The 23,117-nt window shown below is 42.9% G+C and carries 21 protein-coding genes and 1 pseudogene; 8 read left to right on the top strand and 14 right to left on the bottom strand.

The features are described 5' to 3' along the window. Nucleotides 1-81: 81 nt before the first annotated feature. Entirely contained in the window at nucleotides 82-1,770 is a 1,689-nt protein-coding gene (locus ACMXYV_RS06095) for an HAD family hydrolase (protein ID WP_415890875.1), read from the top strand. A 97-nt stretch (nucleotides 1,771-1,867) separates the two neighbouring features. Here the strand turns inward: ACMXYV_RS06095 and ACMXYV_RS06090 are convergent, their stop codons facing one another. Both ACMXYV_RS06090 and speE read right to left on the bottom strand, forming a co-directional pair. Continuing rightward, nucleotides 1,868-3,034 carry an MFS transporter gene (locus ACMXYV_RS06090; protein WP_415890874.1) on the bottom strand — a complete coding sequence of 389 codons (1,167 nt, stop codon included), beginning with the start codon at nucleotides 3,032-3,034 and terminating at the stop codon, nucleotides 1,868-1,870. Nucleotides 3,035-3,159: 125 nt separating this feature from the next. Further along, nucleotides 3,160-4,029, bottom strand: a complete 870-nt coding sequence (speE, locus tag ACMXYV_RS06085) for a polyamine aminopropyltransferase (protein WP_415890873.1) — start codon at nucleotides 4,027-4,029, stop codon at nucleotides 3,160-3,162. Between the two features lie 518 nt (nucleotides 4,030-4,547). Between speE and ACMXYV_RS06080 the strand changes: the two genes are divergently transcribed. From ACMXYV_RS06080 to ACMXYV_RS06065, 4 genes are all read left to right on the top strand, one after another. Beyond that, on the top strand, nucleotides 4,548-5,561 hold the full coding sequence (locus tag ACMXYV_RS06080; RefSeq protein ID WP_415890872.1) for an amino acid ABC transporter substrate-binding protein: 1,014 nt from the start codon (nucleotides 4,548-4,550) through the stop codon (nucleotides 5,559-5,561). Between the two features lie 79 nt (nucleotides 5,562-5,640). Then, complete coding sequence (locus tag ACMXYV_RS06075) at nucleotides 5,641-6,822, top strand: amino acid ABC transporter permease (protein ID WP_415890871.1); 1,182 nt, start codon at nucleotides 5,641-5,643, stop codon at nucleotides 6,820-6,822. A 15-nt stretch (nucleotides 6,823-6,837) separates the two neighbouring features. Next, nucleotides 6,838-7,938: an amino acid ABC transporter permease gene (locus ACMXYV_RS06070; protein ID WP_415890870.1), complete on the top strand. Its 1,101-nt coding sequence runs from the start codon at nucleotides 6,838-6,840 to the stop codon at nucleotides 7,936-7,938. Nucleotides 7,939-7,950: 12 nt separating this feature from the next. After that, nucleotides 7,951-8,721: an amino acid ABC transporter ATP-binding protein gene (locus tag ACMXYV_RS06065; protein ID WP_415890869.1), complete on the top strand. Its 771-nt coding sequence runs from the start codon at nucleotides 7,951-7,953 to the stop codon at nucleotides 8,719-8,721. A gap of 73 nt (nucleotides 8,722-8,794) precedes the next feature. Here ACMXYV_RS06065 and ACMXYV_RS06060 read toward each other — a convergent pair whose 3' ends face one another. Beyond that, nucleotides 8,795-9,451 carry a glutathione S-transferase family protein gene (locus tag ACMXYV_RS06060; RefSeq protein WP_415890868.1) on the bottom strand — a complete coding sequence of 219 codons (657 nt, stop codon included), beginning with the start codon at nucleotides 9,449-9,451 and terminating at the stop codon, nucleotides 8,795-8,797. 104 nt (nucleotides 9,452-9,555) lie between these two features. On the opposite strand from ACMXYV_RS06060, the gene ACMXYV_RS06055 reads away from it, so the two are divergent. Then, nucleotides 9,556-10,419 (top strand): LysR substrate-binding domain-containing protein, encoded by an 864-nt coding sequence (locus ACMXYV_RS06055; RefSeq protein WP_415890867.1) that lies wholly within the window; start codon nucleotides 9,556-9,558, stop codon nucleotides 10,417-10,419. Here the strand turns inward: ACMXYV_RS06055 and ACMXYV_RS06050 are convergent. The 4 genes from ACMXYV_RS06050 to prmB form a co-directional block, all read right to left on the bottom strand. Continuing rightward, complete coding sequence (locus ACMXYV_RS06050) at nucleotides 10,406-11,137, bottom strand: lytic transglycosylase domain-containing protein (protein WP_415890866.1); 732 nt, start codon at nucleotides 11,135-11,137, stop codon at nucleotides 10,406-10,408. The genes ACMXYV_RS06055 and ACMXYV_RS06050 overlap by 14 nt on opposite strands. A 47-nt stretch (nucleotides 11,138-11,184) precedes the next feature. Next, nucleotides 11,185-12,444, bottom strand: coding sequence for a threonine/serine ThrE exporter family protein (locus tag ACMXYV_RS06045; protein WP_415890865.1), 1,260 nt, complete (start codon nucleotides 12,442-12,444; stop codon nucleotides 11,185-11,187). A gap of 91 nt (nucleotides 12,445-12,535) precedes the next feature. Further along, entirely contained in the window at nucleotides 12,536-13,627 is a 1,092-nt protein-coding gene (aroC, locus tag ACMXYV_RS06040; protein ID WP_415890864.1) for a chorismate synthase, read from the bottom strand. A 44-nt stretch (nucleotides 13,628-13,671) separates the two neighbouring features. Next, entirely contained in the window at nucleotides 13,672-14,601 is a 930-nt protein-coding gene (gene prmB / locus ACMXYV_RS06035) for a 50S ribosomal protein L3 N(5)-glutamine methyltransferase (RefSeq protein ID WP_415890863.1), read from the bottom strand. A gap of 65 nt (nucleotides 14,602-14,666) precedes the next feature. Between prmB and ACMXYV_RS06030 the strand changes: the two genes are divergently transcribed. Then, nucleotides 14,667-15,218 carry a Smr/MutS family protein gene (locus tag ACMXYV_RS06030; RefSeq protein WP_415890862.1) on the top strand — a complete coding sequence of 184 codons (552 nt, stop codon included), beginning with the start codon at nucleotides 14,667-14,669 and terminating at the stop codon, nucleotides 15,216-15,218. Here ACMXYV_RS06030 and ACMXYV_RS06025 read toward each other — a convergent pair whose 3' ends face one another. The 3 genes from ACMXYV_RS06025 to ACMXYV_RS06015 all read right to left on the bottom strand — a co-directional run bounded on the left by ACMXYV_RS06025 (nucleotide 15,219) and on the right by ACMXYV_RS06015 (nucleotide 17,893). Continuing rightward, the gene (locus ACMXYV_RS06025) at nucleotides 15,219-16,115 is read right to left on the bottom strand and encodes a patatin-like phospholipase family protein (RefSeq protein ID WP_415890861.1); all 897 of its coding nucleotides are present in this window, start codon (nucleotides 16,113-16,115) and stop codon (nucleotides 15,219-15,221) included. A gap of 64 nt (nucleotides 16,116-16,179) precedes the next feature. Next, nucleotides 16,180-17,010, bottom strand: coding sequence for a DUF4892 domain-containing protein (locus ACMXYV_RS06020; protein WP_415890860.1), 831 nt, complete (start codon nucleotides 17,008-17,010; stop codon nucleotides 16,180-16,182). A 37-nt stretch (nucleotides 17,011-17,047) separates the two neighbouring features. Further along, the gene (locus ACMXYV_RS06015; RefSeq protein ID WP_415891428.1) at nucleotides 17,048-17,893 is read right to left on the bottom strand and encodes an alpha/beta fold hydrolase; all 846 of its coding nucleotides are present in this window, start codon (nucleotides 17,891-17,893) and stop codon (nucleotides 17,048-17,050) included. Between the two features lie 95 nt (nucleotides 17,894-17,988). Here ACMXYV_RS06015 and ACMXYV_RS06010 point away from each other — a divergent pair, with 95 nt between their 5' ends. Next, entirely contained in the window at nucleotides 17,989-19,770 is a 1,782-nt protein-coding gene (locus ACMXYV_RS06010; protein WP_415890859.1) for a Wzy polymerase domain-containing protein, read from the top strand. Here ACMXYV_RS06010 and sixA read toward each other — a convergent pair. The 4 genes and pseudogenes from sixA to ACMXYV_RS05990 form a co-directional block, all read right to left on the bottom strand. Then, the gene (sixA, locus tag ACMXYV_RS06005) at nucleotides 19,753-20,205 is read right to left on the bottom strand and encodes a phosphohistidine phosphatase SixA (RefSeq protein ID WP_415890858.1); all 453 of its coding nucleotides are present in this window, start codon (nucleotides 20,203-20,205) and stop codon (nucleotides 19,753-19,755) included. The genes ACMXYV_RS06010 and sixA overlap by 18 nt on opposite strands. Continuing rightward, the gene (locus tag ACMXYV_RS06000; protein ID WP_415890857.1) at nucleotides 20,202-21,230 is read right to left on the bottom strand and encodes an NAD(P)H-dependent glycerol-3-phosphate dehydrogenase; all 1,029 of its coding nucleotides are present in this window, start codon (nucleotides 21,228-21,230) and stop codon (nucleotides 20,202-20,204) included. Before ACMXYV_RS06000 ends, sixA begins: the two co-directional genes overlap by 4 nt. 22 nt (nucleotides 21,231-21,252) lie before the next feature. Then, nucleotides 21,253-21,477, bottom strand: coding sequence for a hypothetical protein (locus tag ACMXYV_RS05995; RefSeq protein WP_415884097.1), 225 nt, complete (start codon nucleotides 21,475-21,477; stop codon nucleotides 21,253-21,255). Nucleotides 21,478-21,802: 325 nt separating this feature from the next. Then, nucleotides 21,803-23,110 (bottom strand): annotated as a pseudogene (locus tag ACMXYV_RS05990) (DEAD/DEAH box helicase); the annotation flags it as partial. Nucleotides 23,111-23,117: the final 7 nt, after the last annotated feature.

Below are 23,117 nucleotides of genomic sequence, written 5' to 3'. Positions count from 1 at the left end.
TAAGGGCTTTTTCTTTATTAATCAATATCCTGTCTATACTGATTTCTATGCCACCCTCAATTTTGGCTGAGGAGATCAGATATGGATACCGTTGTACTCCCCTACCCTAAGCTCATGCTGTTTGACTGGCATGGCACTCTTGTCGATACCCACGGCGCAATGTATCAAGCCATCGAAGAGATGCTGGCTCAATTAGACGAGCTAAATCTCACCCGCCACATTCTGCCCGAAGAGAAAGCCAAAACAGAAGATGACGAAAAGCTCATCCGCTATATCCGTATCTATCGACATCTGCATCCACGCGTATTAGCAGAGCAACGTATATCCAGAACCGATGTATTTGAGGTTTTGTTTGGCGATAACGACCAAGCTAATGCTATTGCTCACAAAGCTTACAATGACTGCTACCGAAACCACTACGGCAGCGTTAAGCCTTTCCAAGCAGGGATGTATGAGTACCTCACTTATCTAAAAAAATTAGGTATTAAGATCGGTGTTGTTACCAACCGTAGCCGTGAATTTCTAGAACCCGAATTAGATGCTGTCGAAAGTGGCCGTTGGAAAGAGTTATTTGATGTCACACTTTGCGGCGATGAGATGCTGCACTATAAACCCGCGCCTAGCTCGATGATTCAGGCAAGTAAATCAGTCGACGAGCAGACCGACCAGCACCTCTGGTATGTGGGTGATAGCGTTACCGATATGATGACTGCCACCAAAGCTGGCGTGACACGAGTCTTTTATAACGGTGCCTTATGGAGTCCTCACTGGTTTGAACAAGTCTTTGCTGAATCGGCCCACCACCAATATGACCCAGATGTAATCATTGATGACTTTGATGAACTGCTAGATCTAGTCCTTGAAAGTAGAAATGGTGTAACTTCTCCCGAATTAATTCAGCAGCGACCTCCTCGCCTTCCACCGCGAAAACCTCAACCACAAAGACAAGAACCTGACTGGCACCCTGCCGTTGTTAATCTCACATATCCTAAAGTCGTTTTATTTGATTGGCATGCAACCCTCGTTGATACCCTAGATGCGATGTATCACGCGGTGGATGACATGCTAAAAGATCTACGTAATATGGGGCTTCTGGAACAGTTGGTTGATTCAGCAAAATGTAAATCCCCCGATGATCAACGGCTTGTAGAATATGTCCGAGAGAATCTAAGCCTACACCCCAAAATAAAACTCGACCGCAAGATATCCAGAACCGACATCTTCGAGATCCTCTTTGCAGATAACGAGGTGGCTAAGAAACTCGCTCACAAAGGTTTTACTGAGCATTACCGCAAATATTACGGTACTGCCCTGCCCTTTGAACCTAAAGTTCGGAATATGCTAGAAGGCCTAAGAAAACTGGGATTGACCGTCGGCGTTATCACCAATCGCGATCGCGAATTCTTTATTCACGAACTCAATACCGTCGATGATGGCTGGGCACACCTATTTGATACCGAAATTTGTGGCGATGATACGGTTCAACGTAAGCCTCACACTGACCAAATTCTAAAAGCTGCAGACAATCTAAATTGTGATCTAGGCTTGGACATCTGGTACGTAGGAGACAGCACAACTGATGTAATTGCCGCTAAGTCAGCCGGTATCACCAGCGTATTCTTTAACGGTGCTCAGTGGGATCAGCCTTGGCTAAATCAAATTTTTCCTGGAAATGAACGCTACCCTTATAAACCCGATGTTGTCGTAAATGACTTTTCAGAATTTTGGGCACTAATGCTTTCTTGTAGAAAACAGCAGTCCAAAGCCTAAAACAAAATTGTGAGTATATTGGATATGGGCTTTATAAAATCACTAGGCTCGGTCATAGATCGAGTCTAATCTTCCCAAATAAACCGATCTAAATATTTTAGCCTTTAAGCCTCTGAGGGTAGATCCATAAAAACGCTAAGATAACGGCAAACAGACTTGCCAAAGCAGATACAGAGAACGTAGTTGATGAACCAAAGTCATCCCATAACAAGCCGCTCACATAAGCTCCCAGTGCACCACCCAAGCCAAAACCTACACTAGAAAATAAAGCTTGCCCCTGCCCATGGGTTTTCGCGGTGAAATACTGATGAACTAAAGCTATGCCAACGGCATGTAAGGTTCCAAAAGTTGCGGCATGAAGCGTTTGAGCAAATAGCATGATCCAAAGCTTTTCAGGAACTAACCCTATCAGCCACCAGCGCACAACACAGAGCAGCAAGCTGACTAACATGATATTGCGTATACCCCATCGCTGTATCATCCAATGCATATAGATAAAGATGATCACTTCTGCGATAACACCTACAGCCCAAAGCAGCCCTACTTCTGATCGACTAAATCCAACATCGACCATCAATACGCTATAGAAGGTGTAGTAAGCCCCGTGCCCAAATTGAACAAGAAAACAGATGACAAAGAAGACTATAACCTGCGGACGTAGCAACAATTGCATAAAACTACGCTTATCCGCCGATATATTGTCGGAATCTGATTGAGCAGTATTCGGCGGGATAAACAAGGTATTCAACCAAATTAAGATCATTAACCCGAAGAGAATCCAAGGCAACCAACGAATATCAATATAATCCAACAAAGCGCCAAGACCTGCGACTGTTACGATAAATCCGATAGACCCCCATAGTCGAATACGGCTGTAACGGGCTTTTTCTTTGCCAAGCTGACTTAGAGTTATCACCTCAAACTGAGGGAGTACGGCATTCCAAAAAAAGCTAAAACCTAACATTACTAAGCCTATCCCTAAGGCATTTGTTTGCCAGAAAATACCGACAAACATTATGCAGGTCATTAACGCGCCAAATCGAACAATCTCGACACGCTTGCCACTTTTATCAGCCATCCACCCCCATAGATTGGGCGCTACTATTCTGGACAATTGCAACAAAGCCATCAGAGAACCAATGGTCTGGGCATCAAACTGAAATGATTTTAGATAAAGGCTCCAATAGGGAACCAAAGCACCCAATAAGGCGAAATAGAAAAAATAAAACCCAGAAAGGCGAATATACTGATCGAACTGCGGCATAAGCTGATCTATTCCTTTCCAGACTGATAAAAAATAAAAAGCCGGTTCACCTGACGGCAACCGGCTATCGAGTAGACTAGATAACTATTTTAACTAGTAAGTTAACTAGATAGTACCGCTAGTCATCATGCCTCTTTTAAGGCCTTTAATAAATATTGCGGTAAGCCAAAGCAACCTAAGTGCATTTGAGGGTTGTAGTAACGCGTTTCGATTCCGCTGTTGTCAAAGCGCTTCTGCAACTCTGCCAAATCGATATTTCGCAATGCCTCATTATCTGAACCCCATGCTAAGGTCATTACACCACCAATATAAGTAGGTACTGCTGCGGTATAGAATGATTGATCTTTAAAGTATGGGCTCAGGCGACGACGCGTAGTAATCACTTCATCTTGCTGTAGGAAAGGCACACCATTTTGTGCGACAAAAACACCACCTTCTGTAAGCAAGTTTTTACAACCTTCATAAAAACGACTTGAGAACAGAACTTCACCTGGGCCTACAGGGTCTGTGCAGTCAGAGATGATAACGTCGAACTTCTCTTCTGTTTGATTAACGTACTCAACACCATCAGCAATAACAATATTGGCACGCGGATCTTCAAACGCACCTGCTGAGTGATTCGGAAGGTATGTTTTACACATATCGATTACGGCGTGATCGATCTCTACTTGAGTAACATGCTCAACCGATTGGTGACGGCAAACTTCACGTAGAATGCCACCATCACCACCACCGATGATCAAAACTCTTTTTGCGTTCCCATGAGCCAGAATCGGTACATGCGTTAGCATTTCATGGTAAACAAACTCATCTCTTTCCGTCGTTTGAATAATCCCGTCCAACGCCATAACAGTGCCATAAACAGGATTACGGAAAATAATTAGATGCCAAGAATCCGTTTGTTGCTCGAACAACACTTCCTCTACATCAAATTCCTGACCGTAGCCTTTATGGAGTGTTTCTTTGTATAAATTTTCTTTTAAAGACGTTGTCACTTGCTTTACTCGCTAACTAACGAAAAAAGGGGTAGCACCGCTAAACGCACTACATTAATTTAGAGTATAAACCTAACTTCGCAGGCCTTAAATTTTGGCCGCATTTATACCCCGAAAAGAATAAAAAACAAAGTCTTTCTATTCCTTCTTAAACACTAATTTTTAACAAGGTGCAGCCCTATTCATTAATGGGATTTTCCACTTTTATTAGGCTGACCATTTTGTTCAGTTTTATTAACATTTTTGATCAAACATTAAGAAATAATTTTATTATCTGCTCCTATATCCATTTTATGAACTTTTTTTTACAACATTAGACACTAGCGAATCACGCTCTAGCCCCTACCACTAAAGGCCTAGAGCAAAACTACAACCAAAGTCTAATTTTACTACCATTTTCTATGTATTCTTCTAAGTTTGTTAGGAACTGGAATTATTACCTACGCTTAATACAACAGATAACAAAAACAAGACGGTTTTGCGGCGTATAAAAGCCTCAGAAAGGATGGAGAAACATAATGAAATTACTTACCTCGGTTGTTGCTACAGGTATGGCACTTGGTTTAGCGTTTGGTGCTCAAGCAGGCACTTTAGAAGATGTACAAAAAAGAGGCAGTGTATCTTGCGGGGTAAGTACTGGCCTTGCAGGTTTCTCTCAAAAAGATGAGAACGGTACTTGGAGTGGTCTAGACGTAGATGTATGTCGCTCAGTTGCAGCAGCTGTTCTTGGTGATGCGACCAAAGTTCAATACAAACCTCTAACAGCTAAAGAGCGTTTCACAGCTCTTCAGTCTGGTGAAATCGATATTCTTTCTCGTAACACTACGTGGACTCACACACGTGATACTTCTCTAGGTCTTAACTTTGCTGGCGTAAACTACTACGACGGTCAGGGTTTCATGGTTTCTAAAGATCTTGGCGTAAAAAGTGCGCTAGAGCTCGATGGTGCAGCAGTATGTATCCAAGCAGGTACAACAACTGAACTTAACCTTGCCGATTACTTCCGTGCAAACGGCATCAGCTACAAAGCAATCACATTCGATACTTCTGACCAAACACGATCAGGTTTCGAAAGCGGCCGTTGTGATGTACTAACTTCAGACCAATCTCAACTATACGCTCTACGTATTGGCCTTAAAGATCCTTCAGCAGCAATGGTACTGCCAGAAGTTATCTCTAAAGAGCCACTAGGCCCTGTTGTTCGTCAAGGCGACGATGCATGGTTTAACGTGGTTCGTTGGTCACTTATGGCTATGGTTGAAGCCGAGTTCCTAAACATTGATAGTAAGTCTGCCGATAAAGCGAAAATGGAAGGTAACCCTTCTCAGAAACGTCTAATGGGTTCTGAAGGCGATGCAGGTCAAAAACTAGGTATCCCTGCTGATTGGGCATACAACATTGTAAAGCAAGTTGGTAACTACGCTGAAAGCTTTGAGCGCAACGTAGGCCAAGGTTCGCCGCTTAAAATTTCACGCGGTCTAAACGCCCAGTGGAACCAAGGCGGTATCATGTACTCTTCACCAGTACGCTAAGGAAGGATCAAACAGAGGGGCATTTTCCATGCCCCTCTGCTATTTTTACTTATAACCTTCTGAAGATAAGTGCTTAATTATGTCTGAAAAGCCACAGGTGAAGTCATCACCCTCCTTCTTCAACAACCCTAGAAACCGTTCGATTATTTATCAGCTGCTGTTACTAGCAGGTTTGGGATATTTCTTTTACGGTATTATTTCTAACACGCTGGCTAACTTAGAAGCCCGCGGTATTAAAAGCGGTTATGACTTCCTGTTTACGACTGCCGGATTCGATATTCTAATGTCGTTAGTACCATACGATGCAACGCATACATATGGTCGTACATTTATTGTCGGTTTATTAAATACCATTCTTGTTTCGACAATTGGGATCATTCTTTCGACGATCGTTGGCTTTATTATGGGGGTTGCTCACTTCTCTCATAACTTACTAATCAGAAAGCTGGCCGTCGCTTATATAGAGACCTTCCGAAACATCCCATTACTACTTCAAATTTTCTTCTGGTATTTCGCAGTGTTGGCAGCGCTACCAAGTGCTCGTCAAAGTATGAGCCTTGGGGAAGTGATCTTCTTAAACGTTCGCGGCCTATACTTCCCAGGACTTAATGCAGAAAGTGGAGCAAGCATTGTTTATGCTGCGATTGCTGCTGCCATTGCCTCTATCTTTGTCCTCAGACGTTGGGCGAAGAAGCGTCAAGATGATACCGGCCAACAATTCCCAGTTTTAAAAGCCAGTCTAGCGATTCTGTTTATTTTGCCTCTTGTAGCACTGTTTGCAGCAGGTGTTCCTTTCACTTGGGATTTCCCAGAGCTTAAAGGCTTTAACTTCCGAGGTGGCATAACGGTTATTCCTGAACTGATGGCACTTGCCTTAGCACTTACAGTTTATACCGGTGCATTTATTGCTGAAGCAGTAAGGGCCGGTGTTCAAGCAGTTCCTCATGGTCAAACAGAAGCAGCACGTAGTATCGGGTTAAAAGAGAGCAAGATCATGAAGTTGATCGTTGTTCCTCAAGCGATGCGCGTTATTGTGCCTCTGCTGAACAGTGAGTATCAGAGCTTGGTTAAAAACTCGACTCTAGCAACTGCAATAGGTTACCCCGACCTATTCACCGTGTTTGTAGGCACGACGCTTAACCAAACAGGTCAAGCGATCGAGATCGTATTTATGACAATGGCTGTCTATTTTGTCGTAAACATGTCCATTTCTTTTGTCATGAACCGCTTCAATGCAAGCGTTTCTCTGGCTGAACGTTAATCGGGAGTGATTGAAATGAAAGAATTTAAACCACTACCCGATCAACCAGCACCGCGTGATACCGTTGGTCCAATTCATTGGATCAGAGATAATTTCTTTGACTCAATATCCAATTCAATTGCGACTCTTCTTATCCTCGCTGGTTTAGTGACGGTCATTCCACCTCTGGTCGATTGGCTATTTATCTCCGCCAATTGGGCGGGCGCTACTCAAGATGCTTGCACAAAAGATGGTGCTTGCTGGGTATTTGTTAAAGCTTGGTCCAAGCAGTTTTTCTACGGCAGCTACCCTGTCGAAGAAATTTGGCGTATCAATGTCTGTTTAATTGCCCTAGTCGGAATAATAACCGCATCGAATCTGCTAAGTAAGGAACTGCGCAACAAGGTCGCTATCCCTCTTTTCTTAGCACTACCTTTCCTATCCATTTTGATTTTGGATGGTAGCTGGATCGGTTTGGAATATGTTTCCACTGATTATTGGGGCGGTTTCTCACTGAACGTTCTACTGGCGGCTGCAAGTATCATCGTTGCCTTCCCATTAAGCTTTTTATGGGCTTTAGGGCGTCGTTCTGACATGCCTTTTATAAAAAGTGTGAGCATTGTACTAATTGAGTTCTTCCGAGGTGTACCCGTTCTGGCTCTGTTCTTTATGGGCTCAGTAATGTTGCCTCTGTTCTTTCCAGAAGGAACAAACGTCGACAAACTCGTGCGAGTATGGATTGTACTAACGCTCTTTATGTCTGGTTATATGGCTGAAGTATTCCGAGGTGGTTTCCAGGCTGTACCTAACGGACAGTACGAGGCGGCGGATTCACTGGGTCTAGGCTTTTGGCAAAAAACCTTGCTGATCATCCTACCTCAAGTCATCAAGATCTCTATGCCAAACATTCTGGCAACATTTATCATGCTCTTCAAAAATACGACGTTCTTATTGATCATCGGTATATTTGAAATGTTGAGTACCACTCAAACAGCACTGGCAAATTCAAGTTGGTTAGGCGGTCATTCTACTGAAGGTTACCTTTTTGTAGCCATCGTTTTCTGGATCTGCTGTTTCAGCATGTCCATGATCAGCGCATCAATAGAACGTAAACTCGACACAAGCCATAAGAACTAAGAGGTTTTCCTTGTGAGCATAGAACACGAACAACGTATCGAAAACAACGACGATATCATCGTTATCAAGGATCTCAACAAATGGTATGGCGAGTTCCACGTATTAAAAGATATCAACCTAAGCGTTAAAAAAGGCGAGCGTATCGTTATCTGTGGCCCTTCCGGCTCAGGTAAGTCAACTATGACTCGCTGCATTAACCGACTGGAAGAGTTTCAACGAGGCTCTCTTACCGTAAACGGTGTAGAGATGATTGAAGATGTGAAGAATATCGAAGCTATCCGTCGTGAGGTAGGTATGGTATTCCAACACTTCAACCTGTTTCCTCATCTAACGATTCTAGAAAACCTAACGCTAGGACCTATCTGGGTTCAAAAGAAGCCTAAGAAAGAAGCTGAAGCAATCGCGATGAAGTATTTGGAAAGGGTTAAAATTCCTGACCAAGCGAATAAATTCCCAGGCCAGTTATCAGGTGGTCAGCAACAGCGTGTAGCTATTGCTCGATCCCTGTGTATGAATCCTGAAATTATGCTTTTCGATGAGCCGACATCTGCGCTTGACCCTGAGATGATCAAGGAAGTGCTAGACGTTATGATCGAGCTAGCTGAAGAAGGGATGACTATGTTATGCGTTACCCACGAGATGGGATTCGCTAAAAAAGTGGCTGACCGAGTTATCTTCATGGATGCTGGTGAAATTGTGGAACAAAACACGCCTGAAGAGATCTTCCACAATCCGCAAACAGATCGTTTACAGCTATTCTTAAGCCAGATATTGGATCACTAATCCAAACCAACTTTCCAGCGAAAGCAAAGCCGCTTACCTGCATTGTAGCTAAGCGGCTTTTTTTATGTAAAATTTACTCTAGTGGCTCCCCTGCTTCATCTTCGTCAACCACTTCGGTTTCCTGCAAAGCATCACTTATCCAAGCCTGAAGAGCTGGATGTTGTAAGACGGTCTGCACATAATCAGAAGATTTAGGTGATAGCTCAATACCATAGGTCAAAAATCTCAAAACAGCTGGAGCAAAAAACACATCAACAATCGTAAAACTACCAAATAGCCAAGGTCCCGATTGTTTATGTGTAGCTATCAATTCAGCCCAAAGGGCATCCATTCTTTGAATATCTTGCTGTGCTGCTGGGCTTAACTCAATTTTCCGTTTAGCTCGGCAGTTCATCGGCATCTCATTACGTAGCGCATTAAAGCCAGAGTGCATTTCACTGACGATAGCTCGTGCTTTGGCCCGTTCAGACATATCACTCGGCCATGCAGCACCATCTAGATAACGCTCATTAACATACTCGCAAATAGCGAGAGAATCCCAAACATTCAATTCACCATCGTGTAATACAGGCACTTTGGCTACGGGCGTATGCTGTTTTAACGTTTCATAAAACTCTTCAGTAAATAGGTTTATTTTGAGTTCATCAAATTCAACCTCAAAAGCTTTGAGCATCAACCAAGCTCTTAATGACCACGACGAGTAGTTTTTATTCCCAATGATTAACTGCATAACATCCTCCGTATCTAGGCCTAAGATTGTGGCAACTTGCTTTCTATCTGACTAACGAATAGTTTTGATAGCTCCTATTCGAAATATTGATGGATGTTCCCTGTATGGATATAGATGCACTTCGCAGCTTTATCGCCTTTGTGGATACTGGAAGTTTCACTCGCGCGGCTAAACAGACTTTTCGTACCCAAAGTGCAATCAGCATGCAGATGAAAAAGCTTGAGGAAGAGACAGGACACACCCTCTTCATCAAAGAAGGGCGTAACCTTTCTTTAACAAACCAAGGCCAAGAACTGGTAAGTTATGCTCGAAGGCTTATCGCTTTGCATGATGAAGCTATTGGACACTTTTCACTTACACAAGCACAAAGGCCACTAAGAATTGGATGCCCTGATGATTATGCGGAATCGGTTCTCCCGCAACTATGTCAGCTCATCAGCGACAGAATCCCTGATTTGAATTTTAATATTGAGTGCAATTGCAGCAGTAAATTACGTTCAATGTTGGATTCGGGAGAATTAGATATTGCCGTTCTCACCCGGGCACCAGACGGCGACGAAGGCTTCGTACTTAAACACGATGCCGGTGTTTGGGTACATGGTGGGTATCCAGAACTGCTAGAGCAATCGCCACTGCCTTTGGTGTTATTTGAACCAGATTGTAAATTTCGTACCACAGCGGTTGATGGCTTGGAAAAGCAGGGACTCGATTATCGTTTAGTTTGTGCTTCTTCCAGTTCAACTGCACTCAAGGGGTTATTAAGAGAAGGTTTAGGTATAAGTGCCATGGCAACTTCAAGCATCAGTCATGACCTAGCAATTATCGATGAGAAACGCTTACCACCTCTTCCCTCTGTCGATATCGTTCTAGCTATCGCTCCTCGACCGCATCCTATGTTTGGCTCATCTGTAGCGACTGAATTGAGTACAATCTTGTTAGAACAGAGCGAGAAAGCTACAACGCTTTAGCGTAACGCTCTTTTAGGATAGCAACGCGCTCAACATAGGCTTGGGTTTCAGCATAAGGAGGCACGCCATTATAGCGTGTTACAGCACCTGGGCCTGCGTTATACGCTGCTGTGCTAAGGGTTAGATCACCAGAGAAATTTTGTAAGAGCTGGGCTAGGTACTTAGTCCCACCCTCAATATTTTGGTTGGCATCCATGCTATTTTTAACACCCAAATCTTTCGCTGTTGCAGGCATTAACTGCATCAGACCTTGCGCACCAGCTCTGGAGACAGCATTAACTCGGAAAGCTGATTCAGCATGTATAACAGCACGGACTAAGGCTTCATCAACAGCGTACTTGTTCGCCATTGCTTTTACCTGATCACTATGTGCATTTACATTTAAAGGAGTGGTATGCCAATTAACGGTTGAAGCGACACTACATGCAAAACAATCGAACCTCAGAACTTCAAAACCTATATTCAGAGGCTTTTGATCTGAGAAAGACAATACCCCATTATCATTCCGATACTTATAAACTTTTTTGAGTGAAGAGGAATTCTTATTGGTGTAGTTAACCTTCCTCTGCTTATCGCTAAGGTTGGTATATTCAACCCGTCCATCTGGGTGCACTATTTTCCGAATTTCATCCGCGATAACGTTTACAGGTATTAGCGAAACCAAAATACCTGTCATCGTAAGAACCGCAGTTGAAACAGTAGCTTTCCATATCGTCATAACCAGCAGTTTAGCAGCTATTAATCTCTGAGGTTAACCCTTCCCCATCACAGCTCTTTAGGGGGAAGAATTAATGAGGAAAACAGCAACCCAGTCACAAGTGCGATAGCAACAAAACTCATGCTAAATGCCGTATCGATCCCTTCAAGCACATTCTTCTCAACCATAAGTGAGAGGCTCTGAAAACCCACACTTCCCGGTACCAGTAAGATAATACCCGGCATTAACATGACCGCTCGAGTAATACCTGAAATACGCTCAAACAAGTTCGCTAACAATCCGGTAATAAATGCGCCAATAAAAGCACCTAAAACTTGACCAAAAAGCTGAGCCCCATACCATGTTGCTGCAAAAGCGATACAACCACCTAGGACGACCCAATGCATATCGACTGGTCGGCTTTGGAAAAGAAAGCATAACCCGATCCCTGCATAGGCGATTGATAACCATAAACTCCAGTCAGGCAGATACCATTCAAAAGTCACCGGCTGAGCAGGAAACAAGCCCGTTCCAATAGCGTTACCAATTGCTACACCAAAGCCTATCTGTAAGAAGATAGTACCTGCATAAACCAACCGTGCTGTTCCCGAAACCATATTTTGTCTCGCTAATTCTGCTACTGCAGTGGTCAACGGCAAACCAGGTACTAATACGATCACTCCCGCGACTGTGGCGATATAAGGCGATGACAACCATCCTAAACTAGCAACAAAATTAGCTACTAATGCTGATAAAATCGCCGATAAAGTCGGAAACAAGTATTTAAGTGAATCAGTTCTTAGAAACTTAACCGCAATCAAGGCTGTAAGCATGCCGATAAAAAAGGCCACCAGCATCTCAGCTACAGCACCACCTAAAAGATGAGCGATACCTGCAGATAAAAGAGCAAACCCGGCCATCTGGCCTTTAACACCAAACCTAGCCCCTGAGTTAGCGATAGCTTTAAGTTGGTGAGCCCCCTCTGACACCGTGATAGATTCAGACATGACATCCCGAACCACCGTGTTTACTTGGATCTGCCTCTCAAGGTTTACCTCACCTTGATCTACACGGAAAACATAGGTTTTAGGCTCAGGCTCTTCTGGATGCGAGAAGCTCATTATAAGGTTTGTCGGCTGCGCTAGACACTGAACACCAAAACCAAGGGTTTCACCTACTCGTTTCATCGTATTTTCTAGCTCATAAGCCGTCATTCCATAGGTATGCAACGCTTTAGCTAAGCGCAGCATAAAACCCACCGGCAAGGTCCTTGGCGGAAAGTTTGGCTGTTTATCTAATGAGTAGTGATCAAGTAGATCAAACGACATAACGGCTTTGAATCCTCTATAGCCCTAAAACAAAAAAGGATAAATTATCGCTAATTTATCCTTTCCTAGATTCGATTGGCGAATTTAAATATCAGGTGATAACAGGTATCTCAGATTTAACATCTGCGTTTTGTGCTCGATCACGTAGTAAGTGATCCATCAACACAATTGCCATCATCGCTTCAGCGATTGGTGTTGCTCGAATACCCACGCAAGGGTCATGACGACCTTTGGTGACAACTTCAATCTCTTCACCGCGACTATTAATGCTACGGCCCGGTAGACGCAAACTAGAAGTCGGTTTCAAAGCAATATGTGCAACAATATCTTGGCCTGTAGATAAACCGCCTAAGATACCACCCGAATGATTCGACAAGAATCCTTCAGGCGTCATCTCATCCCTGTGCTCCGTGCCTTTCTGTGAGACACAATCAAAGCCATCACCAATCTCAACACCTTTTACAGCGTTGATGCTCATCAACGCATGAGCAAGGTCAGCATCAAGTCGATCGAAAATCGGCTCACCTAAACCAACTGGTGCGCCTGAAGCCACTACCGAAATTTTAGCACCTACAGAGTTACCCTCTTTTCTAAGCGCATCCATATAAGTTTCCATCTCAGACACTACTTCTGCATCTGGCGAGAAGAATGGGTTGTTAGGTATCTCGTTCCAATCAAAGTTAGCTTCGTTGATTGCAATAGGACCTAATTGAGATAGGTAACCTTTAACTTCGATATCTTTGGACGCTAAGTACTTTTTCGCAATAGCACCTGCAGCAACACGCATCGCAGTTTCACGTGCAGATGAACGACCGCCACCACGGTAATCACGGAAACCATATTTATGCGTATAAACGTAGTCAGCGTGAGCTGGACGGAACGTCTCTTCGATATTCGAGTAATCTTTAGAACGTTGATCGGTGTTTTTAATCAGCAAACCAATTGGAGTACCTGTCGTTTTTCCTTCGAAAACACCCGAAAGAATCTCTACTTCATCGGCTTCACGACGCTGGGTCGTATGACGAGAGGTGCCCGGCTTACGGCGATCTAAATCTAACTGCAGATCAGCTTCAGAAAGCTCGATGCCTGGAGGGCAACCATCAACAATACAGCCAAGAGCCTTACCGTGGCTCTCACCAAATGTAGTGACTGTAAACAGCTTACCGTAACTATTTCCTGACATCGCAGTATTCCATCCAAAACGTTCTTAAAAATTCAGGGGCGAGATTATACCAAACAATCCCGATGTTGGCGCAGTTCCTTAGCAGTAATCGCAAACACACCATTGCCACCACGCTCAAATTCTAACCAGATAACCGGAATCTGTGGGTATTTCTCCATCATATGCACTTCACTATTACCTACTTCAACCACCAAAAGGCCATCTTCAGTTAGATAATCATTCGCTTGCGCAAGAATCTGACGGGTAATATCCAATCCATCAGGGCCTGAACCCAACGCGAGTTCTGGTTCATGATCGTATTCTTCCGGCATCGAAGCCAAATCGCTTTCGTCCACGTAAGGAGGATTACTAACAATCAGATCATACTTCTTACCCTCTAAGTTAGAAAACAGATCACTTTCAATAGCTTGAACACGATCACCCATTTCATGTTTCGCTATATTGATGTTAGAAACATCGATAGCATCAGAAGAGATATCAGCCAAATCAACTACCGCTTCTTCAAAGGCATAAGCGCAGGCTAAACCAATACAACCACTGCCCGTACACAGATCCAAAATACGTTCAACCGGCCCTTCTCGCAGCCATGGACTAAATTGATTTTCAATCAACTCAGCAATAGGTGATCGCGGAATCAGCACTCTTTCATCGACAAAGAAAGGTAATGAGCAGAACCAAGATTCACCAATAATGTAAGGCAAGGGTCTACGCTCTACTGCACGTTGATGAATAAAAGAGATGACCCGCTCTTTTTCTTCCTCAGTAAGGCGACCATCTAAAACTGCAGAGTTAACATCCCATGGAAGATAAACTGCACCTAATACAAGCTGAGTAGCCTCATCCCACGCATTATCAGTACCATGACCGAAATAGACCTTATGTTGCGCAAATTGACTCATCGCATAACGGATGTAATCACGTAAGCTGTGCAACTGGTTAGTAATAGAGTTTGAAGTTAAAGCTTGCTGGCTCATTCAGTCTGGACCGATATTTTGTTAAATTTAAAGGGCAATATTAATAAAACTCGCACAGGAACACCATGAAAGACCCCCGTGAGAATGAAGACATCGATTTTATGTCTGCAATGGAGGGCGTAACCCGCCATAAGCACGACAAAGCTGATACTCAAATAAAGACATCAAAGAGTGACCTTCATAACAAGCAATACCGCCGTCAAGCTGCTATTCAGCAGGAAGATAAAGTTATCGATGGTTTATCCGATGAAGCCGTGGAGTTAGTGGAATCCAGTGAGGAGCTTTTATTTGCCAATCCAGGAGTACAACTTCGTGTTCTAAAACGCCTTAAACAAGGACATATTCCTTGGGAGCAGGGTTTAGATCTTCACGGATACACGGTTGATCAAGCTCGCGATCAGCTTAGTAAATTTATTTTTGAAGCGAGAAGAAACAAAACAAGATGTGTCATCGTCGTGCATGGAAAAGCACATACGTCAGAAAGCCAGCAAGCAATGATAAAATCTTACGTTAACGAGTGGTTAAAACGCCTAAACGGGGTACTCGCCTTCTGTTCCGCACAAGCCAGAGATGGTGGCGCAGGAGCACTTTACGTTCTGCTTAAACGCGATAAATAGCTAATTGATCGGATCACCGTTTTCTAACGCTTCCAATCTATCTCGCGTTGCAAGCCGCCCATACTCGATTGCCTCTGTTGCACGATGAAATTCATAAAAGCTACAAAGGTCTTTAGGAATACGTACGAGTAAATCAGGCGGGTAACCGGCAATTTTATATTCAGCCAAACTCGCCTGCATCACCTCCACAGAGTTAAGTAGGACATCCATACGCCCTCCGATCTCTGTCGCCTGATCAGCTAAGTCTTCGTCACTTTCATCTGCAGCATTAGTATCTGGCATATGCCATTCATCACTCATCCCACTGCGTTTTAAGTACTGGTTACTTGGTAACTGCAAATGACTATGGCTAGAATCCCCTGTATTTAGATCTACCGCAATAATAAGGTCTGCTTGAGCAGCAACAACGGGAATAATTGGCAGAGGGTTTAAGATCCCGCCATCAACAAGTACTCTCCCCTCTTTGACGACGGGAGTAAATAAACCTGGCACAGCAACGGACGCACGAATAGCGTCAAGTAGAGAGCCTTTTTGGTACCAAACCTCTTTTTGGTGGGCTATATCAGCAGCTACCGCTGTAAAATCGATCTCAAAATTTTCGATATTAGGCGAACCTAAAATTTCAGCCAATTGCACAAAAATTTTGTCACCGCGAATAGCCCCTCGTGACAGGGTAAAATCTAATAACCTAACCACTCTCATCCAATTGAGACTGGTGACCCAATCTTTATATTCATTTAATTTCCCAGCAGCATGCATTCCTCCAACCAAGGCACCCATTGAGCTTCCTGAGATAGACACGATCTCATATCCTCGACGCTCTATCTCTTCAATCGCTCCTATATGGGCATATCCTCTCGCACCACCACTACCAAGAACTAATGAGACTGTAGCCATAATGACCTCCTAAGCACTTAAAGCTAGGAAAAACTAAGTTAGAAGTCGGTCTCCTTTAAGCTAATTACATATCTTCTTTATAGATCATGATTTTTACATCACCAGTTTTTGCCTTTACTCCAAAAGCTCCAACGGGGTGTACATTCACTTGTTCAGCCAAAACGCCTTTAGCTATTAGCTGATCTTTTAAGTGATTACCGTGCTCTAGCGCACTATTAAGCTTTTCCTGATGGGAACCTGCTGAAAAATCGGCTGAAACAATCCAAAACTGTTGCGCTGGATTGCTTTGAATGAAGGCTAAAAGTTTTTCGAAACCTTCTTCAGTATCTACATACTCTTGAGCCAACTCACTCTTATCTAACCCAGAATGATCTGAGGATGTTTCCAAAACATCTAATCGTAAATAGACTTTTTTGTTACCTCTCTGGACTGAATACAAAGCGAAGTAACGTTGATCATTTTTGAAGGTAGCTACTCGCTGAGTGGTATCCAAACCATACAATCTTGAATACTTAAAAATGGTATTGGCCCATTGGTTACTGCTTCCACATGCCCGCCCCTGACAATTAAATTGTTCGATTGCCCCTTGCTCTTGCATTTGCGTTGAAAAGAACGAAAAGACCTCCTCAGAGGAATGATTTTGTGGAACACGGTAGGTCAACTGATACAACTTACCACTTAAACGCTCTTCTTTTTCGGGTGCTATAACACCATCAATCTTTTCGAGCCCACCTAATACAAAACGATAATCCGCATTTTCAATCTCTTTGTACTGAACAATTGTTGATCGAGGAAAACGCTCAAATGAGCCATAGTCACTGCTGCCTCTAATATCGGAAGCAGACTGAACATTCAGTGAAAAAACAAAAAACAACCAAGGTACTAATAAACGCATTCCATACTCCTGAAAACGTAACTCTGATAATGGTGCATCATGCCCATTGATTTATACGTTCAGCCAACAAAGCTGCTGGTTTAGGCTCTAAATGCAAATGATGCCCTCCTTCCATATCCATCACTTCTAAATTGCAGAAGTCATCCAGCCAAGGATTGATAATACTGTCAGCCAAACCTTTTGTTCCTCTTACAACTATAGCTTCTGCTTTTACAGAATTAACAAAAGAAGAAATTTGTGAGGAACTAAATCGAACTAACGATGGCATCATCAATTTAGGATCATTACTCCAAATATAGCCCCTCTGAGTTTTGGATAGTCCACGCTCTAATAGAGCCTCGGCCGCTTCTCTAGAAACCGGCCAACGACCATTCATACGAGCTTGAATAGCATCCTCAAAAGTGGCATATGGCCTTAACATTCTCGATGCACATTTGCTACGTTTAACAACCGCTGTAGCAAGTAATTTGGGTAACAGCTTTTCTTCATAATACAGAGGAGCGACTCCCTCAATAAGCATTAGCCGAGCTACTTTCTCTGGGAAAGCGCCCGCAAAGAACATTGCAATACCAGCTCCCATAGAATGACCAATCAGACTGACTTTTTTAAGAGAAAGTGCATCTAAAACAGCATGAAGATCAGTCACATTATCCCAAATATAATATGGCATCGCATCAGGCCGATGGTCAGAACGCCCATGTCCGATTAAATCAATTGCGATTAATCTAATTCCTTTGATATTTTGGGCTAAACCAAAAAAACTTGCAGCGTTATCTAACCAGCCATGTAAAGCTAAAACAGGGAACCCTTCCGGATCTCCGTACTCAACGGCTGCAATTTTATAGTTTGGAATCTGTATATCAAACTCAGTTTTTATTACCATACCCAAATGAAAACTCTAGAAAAAAACAGTTAGATACTATAACCAGAAATTACGATAAGATCTCTTTCGAAGCAAACAACAGGAAAACTCAAAGCATGACTTCCAATTTCCAAATGGAAAAAGACCCCTCTTTAAAAAAGCCGCAAAAAGTCTTTTTTATACTATTTGGAATCATGTTCCTTATATCCCCTTTTTATTATCAACCTAACCTCGGGGGAGAAGGTTTAAGCGTCCCTCACAATAGTAGTATTTGGATAATTGCTAGTTGGATAATTGCCTCTGCTAGCTTCTTGATTTACAAAAAAGACCGGATAGTTTTGCCTAAACATTGGCTAGCACTAGCCCTGCTTCCTTTAGGAGCCATCATAACCAGTTATATTGCAGAAAATAACAATCCAACTGAATGGTTAGTAAGGCTATCAGTTATTTGTGGGGGCTATATATTTTTGATCTCTCTATTTCAATTTGAATTAACATCAAAGCAGATAGAAAGAAGCCTGTATATATTGTTATCAATGGGATTAGTAGCTGCATTTTACGGAGTTATACAGACCAAGGGCATACCAATAATTCTGAACATAGTGCCTAAAAGTGCCGATCCAATCGCAATAGGTATTTTTCAGCAAGTAAATATCCAAGCATCTGTTATGGCAACGGTCTTAACGTTAGTATTTTATTTAATAAGTCGCCCATCACATAAAAGCCTCAATCCAATAATCCTAGTGGCTTTATACATAACTGCTTTGTTCGCAAGCTACAATATCATTGTTAGTGGGTCGAGAGTTGGTTTACTAGGGATTATCTTATCATTGACGTTGCTACTTATTGGCCGTTGGAAGATTTTCCTAAAATCAAAAAGAATATTTTTAGGATTGCTAATAACTACAATAATTGGTGGTTTTTTAGGTAGCCAAGGGCTTGGGGTTACTACACAAAAGTTTGATAGAATTATGGGACAGGATATTCGCTGGACAATTTACGAAATGTCATGGGAGTTATATACAGAAGCACCTGTTTTTGGACATGGCTTAGGAAGCTTTCAAAAAGTATTTCAAGACAAACGTGCCATGAACCAAACACTAGAAAAACACAATTTAGGAAACTCACCTAAATTTAGTCATCCTCACAATGAATTCGTTTTCTGGTTAATAGAAGGTGGAACCTTTGCCATTGTTGGAATATTAATAGCAACTATCTATACATTTATTCAATTAGTAAAAATCGGTTGGCAGCGTGGATTCGGATATGCAGCTCTGTTGGTGCCAATATCGTTGCACACCCAGGTCGAGTTACCCTTTTACATATCCAACACTCCGTGGTTCCTTTTACTGATAATTTTATTTTTAGTCCACCAATCAGGCAAAAAGATCTACTCAACGTCTAAATTATCAAAATCAGCTAGCAAGACAATCCCTCTTACCGCGACTGCAATTTCCTTAGTAACAACAAATACCCTAGTGCAAGCTCAAGTAGGCAATGCAGGACTTATAAATTATTTCCACACCGGCCAACAAAACCCTATTTATCTTCAATCCCCCCTAAAATCACAGTATTTTGAGGATTACACTACGTTTTTACTGCTAAGGCAGAACATGTTTATCGGGATTGGTCAGAACAACCCTAAGCCTGCTAAGCTTTATGCAAAATGGGCTGAGGAACAGATTAAGGTGTCTCCTTCGCTAATCTACTACAGAAACTTAGCTATCGCCTATGACTATACGAATCGTAATAAGGAACGAGATAAGATAATGAAAATTGCGATGAGTACTTATCTAAACAATTTAGATCTACAGCAGCTGAACCAGCAGTTTATGCAAAAAGATCTGGAGGATGAGAATAGCAGTGGCACCATCAAACAATTAGAAACGTCGAACTAAGCGTCCGAGCCCAGCTGCTGGCCAATCAGCTTGCAGTTGGGCTATTTCGCCACAATTGAAGGCAGCTGGGTTATGAACACTCCCTTCACAGCAGATTGCTTCTACATAAGAGATTAGGGGCATATGGGTAACCACGAGTGGAGAACGACTTTCAAAGCTTTCTAGAAAGGCTAAAGCAGTCGCAGGATTTGATTCTGGCGTCCAAAGCTCAGAAATATACTGTTCCAGTCCCCCTAGCTTCTGATTAACTATTTCCGCAGTCTGGCAGGCTCTTACATAAGGACTATGAATAACACAATCCACATCTTTAAGGTGAAGTACAGCAGTCTCCAATCTTGACGTGAGCCTTTCAACACCTTCAGGCGTCAATTTGCGCTGAGCATCAGATTCAGCAAAAAACTCTGCTTCACCATGACGCATTAAGAAGAAATTCATTCGCCTTCTCTAGGTAAGACAAATTCAACATCAGTACTCTGCTCACTCATCATAAGCATTTTTACAACTTGAGCGACCGGGGCATGATTGAATACAACTTCGTATAAACCTGCAACAAGTGGCATATACACGCCCATCGCAGCAGCTTTTTCTTTGACGTGCTTAATTGTATTAACACCTTCAGCAACTTGCCCTAAAGCCTCAACTGCTTCATCTAAGGTTTTACCCTCACCTAGCGCATAGCCAACGCGATAATTACGACTTAAAGGCGACATACAGGTCACAATCAAATCACCAACACCCGCTAGGCCAATAAATGTCATAGGGTTTGCCCCCATGCACACCGCAAAACGACTCATCTCGGCTAGGCTGCGCGTCATCAACATGCTCTTGGTATTTTCACCCATACCAAGGGCAGCACTTAAACCCGCTGCAATCGCATAAATATTCTTAAGCGTACCACCAAGCTCTACTCCGTAAGTATCGGAGCTAGCATAAACACGAAAATAAGAACTATGTAGGATACCCTGAACGAGTGCTCTAACGTCAGCAGAATCACTTGCTATTACCGTTGCAGTTAACTGCTTAGCAGCCACTTCTTTTGCCAGATTAGGACCACTTAAGACACCAATACGAGCATCAGGCACCTCTTCTGTAAGGATCTCGCTCATCAAGCTAAAAGTTTTAGCTTCAATCCCTTTAGTTGTACTGACAAGCATTTGCTCAGGCTTTAACCAAGGCTTAGCTTGGTCAATTACCTGCCTAAATGACTGACTCGGAATAGAGACAAAAACCAGATCGGCACCCTGGAGTACATTTTCTAACGAACAAGATGCAGTGATATTTTTAGAAAGTTGATAGTCAGGAAGGTAACGAGGATTTTCATGGTACTCGTTGATATGATCAGCTCTTTCCTGATCACGTAACCACAAACTAACTTTATGACCATTATCAGCGACAATGTTCGCTATCACCGTGCCAAAGCTACCTGCACCCAGCACTGCAACCTTACGAATATCAGACATAGATAAATTTCGCTTCTACCAACTATTTTTCCGAATCGTCCATACTATCTAGGACTTTATTGACACCCTTAAACAGGTAAATCACGATTAGATAGCCCAAAGCAGCTAAGCCCAAAAAAAGCATAAGCTGCAAGGGATCTTCCGTTCGCTGGTAACCTGCCACACCTAAAGCTGCGATGACTGCGCTGAAAACTACGGCAGCAATAGAGGCGATACGATTAGTTTTGTGTTTGTCCTGATCTGTCACTTTCAACATCACTTTCAGGGTTAATAACTGTCTCAACCGAAGACTCTTCAGCTGCAACAGGCTCAACCGCACTTTCTTCAGCTACATCTTCTTTTGTTTTTTCTTCTACTAACTCAGTATTTGATTCCTGAACAGCTTCCAGTGTTACTTCAGCCGATTTTTCTTCGCCAGTTTCTGCAACCTTTGTCTCGTCAAGCTCTGCTTCGTCAACCGCCGCTTGTCCAACTGTTGTATCTTCTAGCTCTTTTTCTACAAGTGGAGCAGCTTCAGAAGTAATTTCAGATGTTTCTTCTGCTGCTTCAGAATTAGCAGATTTAGGTTCAGCTAAAAGCTCCGCTTCAGGATGAACACATTCTAGTTTAACGCCTGTTTCAGCTTCAATTTCTGGAATGAGGAAAGAATCATCTTCACAAGCGAAACAGATCGATGCACCGGTTGCACCGGCACGACCGGTACGACCGATACGGTGAACATAGTCATCAGGGTCTTCTGGCAGCTGGTAGTTAAATACGTGGGTAACACCATCAATGTGGATGCCACGACCTGCAACATCAGTTGCAACTAGCACCTGAATTTTACCACTGCGGAAATCTTCTAGTGTTTTTACGCGCTTTTGCTGTGGAATTTCACCAGACATAAGTGCAGCTTTAATTCCGTCTTTACATAGACGATCTGCTAACTTACGCGTCTCATCACGGCGATTACCAAATACGATAACCTTCTCCGCATGATCCTTATCCATGTAGTTACGAAGCAAACGATATTTTTGCTCACCAGAGACTAAGTAAACGGTCTGACTTACGTTATCTGTAGTTTTAATTTCGGGTGCGATCTCAATTTTCACCGCATCCAAAGTCCACTGCTCAGCTAGGTTAAGTACTTCATCCGTAAACGTTGCACTGTAAAGTAGTGTTTGTCGATCACTACCTTTGCGCGGTGTGTTACGTACGATCGTTCTCACATCAGGGATAAAGCCCATGCTCAGCATGCGATCGGCTTCATCAAGAACAAGCACTTCAACGTTCCATAGGTCTACATCTTTTCGATTGATAAAATCGATTAGTCGCCCCGGCGTAGCAACTAAAATATCAACCGGCTTACGCTTAAGATTTTGGCGTTGTTTTTCATAATCCATACCGCCAACAAGGCTAACGACATGTAAGCCTGTATGCTTCGCTAGGCCTTTAGCATCTTCAGCAATTTGAAGTGCAAGTTCACGCGTCGGTGCAACGACCAAAGCACGAGGCTCAGCTAAACGTGGTTTTTCATCTAAAGGATAATCAATAAGATCAGTAATGATACCTAAAAGAAATGCCGCTGTTTTACCTGTTCCTGTTTGCGCTTTACCAATGATATCTTTACCAGCTAGTGCAGCAGGAATAGTTTCAGCTTGAATACCTGTACAGTATTCAAACTTAAGATCAGAAACCGCATGAAGTACGTCATCAGGCAGGTCGAAATCTAAGAAACGCTTCTTACCTTCCACCTCAGGCACAACGAACTGTTCCGGACTCCAAGATGCCGCCTTAGATCGGTTGTTGTAACGACGACGTCGTTGAGGCTTACGTGCAGATGAATTTCTTTTTTTGTTTGCACTTTCAGTCTGCTCAACTGATTTATTTTCTGTACTCAATTCACAA

Origin of the sequence: Neptuniibacter sp. SY11_33 (genome assembly GCF_047778025.1) — a bacterium.
GTDB lineage: Bacteria > Pseudomonadota > Gammaproteobacteria > Pseudomonadales > Balneatricaceae > Neptuniibacter.
This window is presented reverse-complemented; position numbering and strand designations above follow the sequence as displayed.

Coding starts and splice junctions, on each gene's coding strand:
- sixA (WP_415890858.1), bottom strand. CDS start 20,205: ATGAATTTCTTCTTAATGCGTCATGGTGAAGCAGAGTTTTTTGCTGAA.
- ACMXYV_RS06000 (WP_415890857.1), bottom strand. CDS start 21,230: ATGTCTGATATTCGTAAGGTTGCAGTGCTGGGTGCAGGTAGCTTTGGC.
- ACMXYV_RS06015 (WP_415891428.1), bottom strand. CDS start 17,893: ATGGTAATAAAAACTGAGTTTGATATACAGATTCCAAACTATAAAATT.
- ACMXYV_RS06055 (WP_415890867.1), top strand. CDS start 9,556: ATGGATATAGATGCACTTCGCAGCTTTATCGCCTTTGTGGATACTGGA.
- ACMXYV_RS06080 (WP_415890872.1), top strand. CDS start 4,548: ATGAAATTACTTACCTCGGTTGTTGCTACAGGTATGGCACTTGGTTTA.
- aroC (WP_415890864.1), bottom strand. CDS start 13,627: ATGTCAGGAAATAGTTACGGTAAGCTGTTTACAGTCACTACATTTGGT.
- ACMXYV_RS06090 (WP_415890874.1), bottom strand. CDS start 3,034: ATGCCGCAGTTCGATCAGTATATTCGCCTTTCTGGGTTTTATTTTTTC.
- ACMXYV_RS06010 (WP_415890859.1), top strand. CDS start 17,989: ATGACTTCCAATTTCCAAATGGAAAAAGACCCCTCTTTAAAAAAGCCG.
- ACMXYV_RS06095 (WP_415890875.1), top strand. CDS start 82: ATGGATACCGTTGTACTCCCCTACCCTAAGCTCATGCTGTTTGACTGG.
- ACMXYV_RS06025 (WP_415890861.1), bottom strand. CDS start 16,115: ATGGCTACAGTCTCATTAGTTCTTGGTAGTGGTGGTGCGAGAGGATAT.
- ACMXYV_RS06020 (WP_415890860.1), bottom strand. CDS start 17,010: ATGCGTTTATTAGTACCTTGGTTGTTTTTTGTTTTTTCACTGAATGTT.
- ACMXYV_RS06060 (WP_415890868.1), bottom strand. CDS start 9,451: ATGCAGTTAATCATTGGGAATAAAAACTACTCGTCGTGGTCATTAAGA.
- ACMXYV_RS06070 (WP_415890870.1), top strand. CDS start 6,838: ATGAAAGAATTTAAACCACTACCCGATCAACCAGCACCGCGTGATACC.
- prmB (WP_415890863.1), bottom strand. CDS start 14,601: ATGAGCCAGCAAGCTTTAACTTCAAACTCTATTACTAACCAGTTGCAC.
- ACMXYV_RS06045 (WP_415890865.1), bottom strand. CDS start 12,444: ATGTCGTTTGATCTACTTGATCACTACTCATTAGATAAACAGCCAAAC.
- ACMXYV_RS06030 (WP_415890862.1), top strand. CDS start 14,667: ATGAAAGACCCCCGTGAGAATGAAGACATCGATTTTATGTCTGCAATG.
- ACMXYV_RS06075 (WP_415890871.1), top strand. CDS start 5,641: ATGTCTGAAAAGCCACAGGTGAAGTCATCACCCTCCTTCTTCAACAAC.
- ACMXYV_RS06050 (WP_415890866.1), bottom strand. CDS start 11,137: ATGACGATATGGAAAGCTACTGTTTCAACTGCGGTTCTTACGATGACA.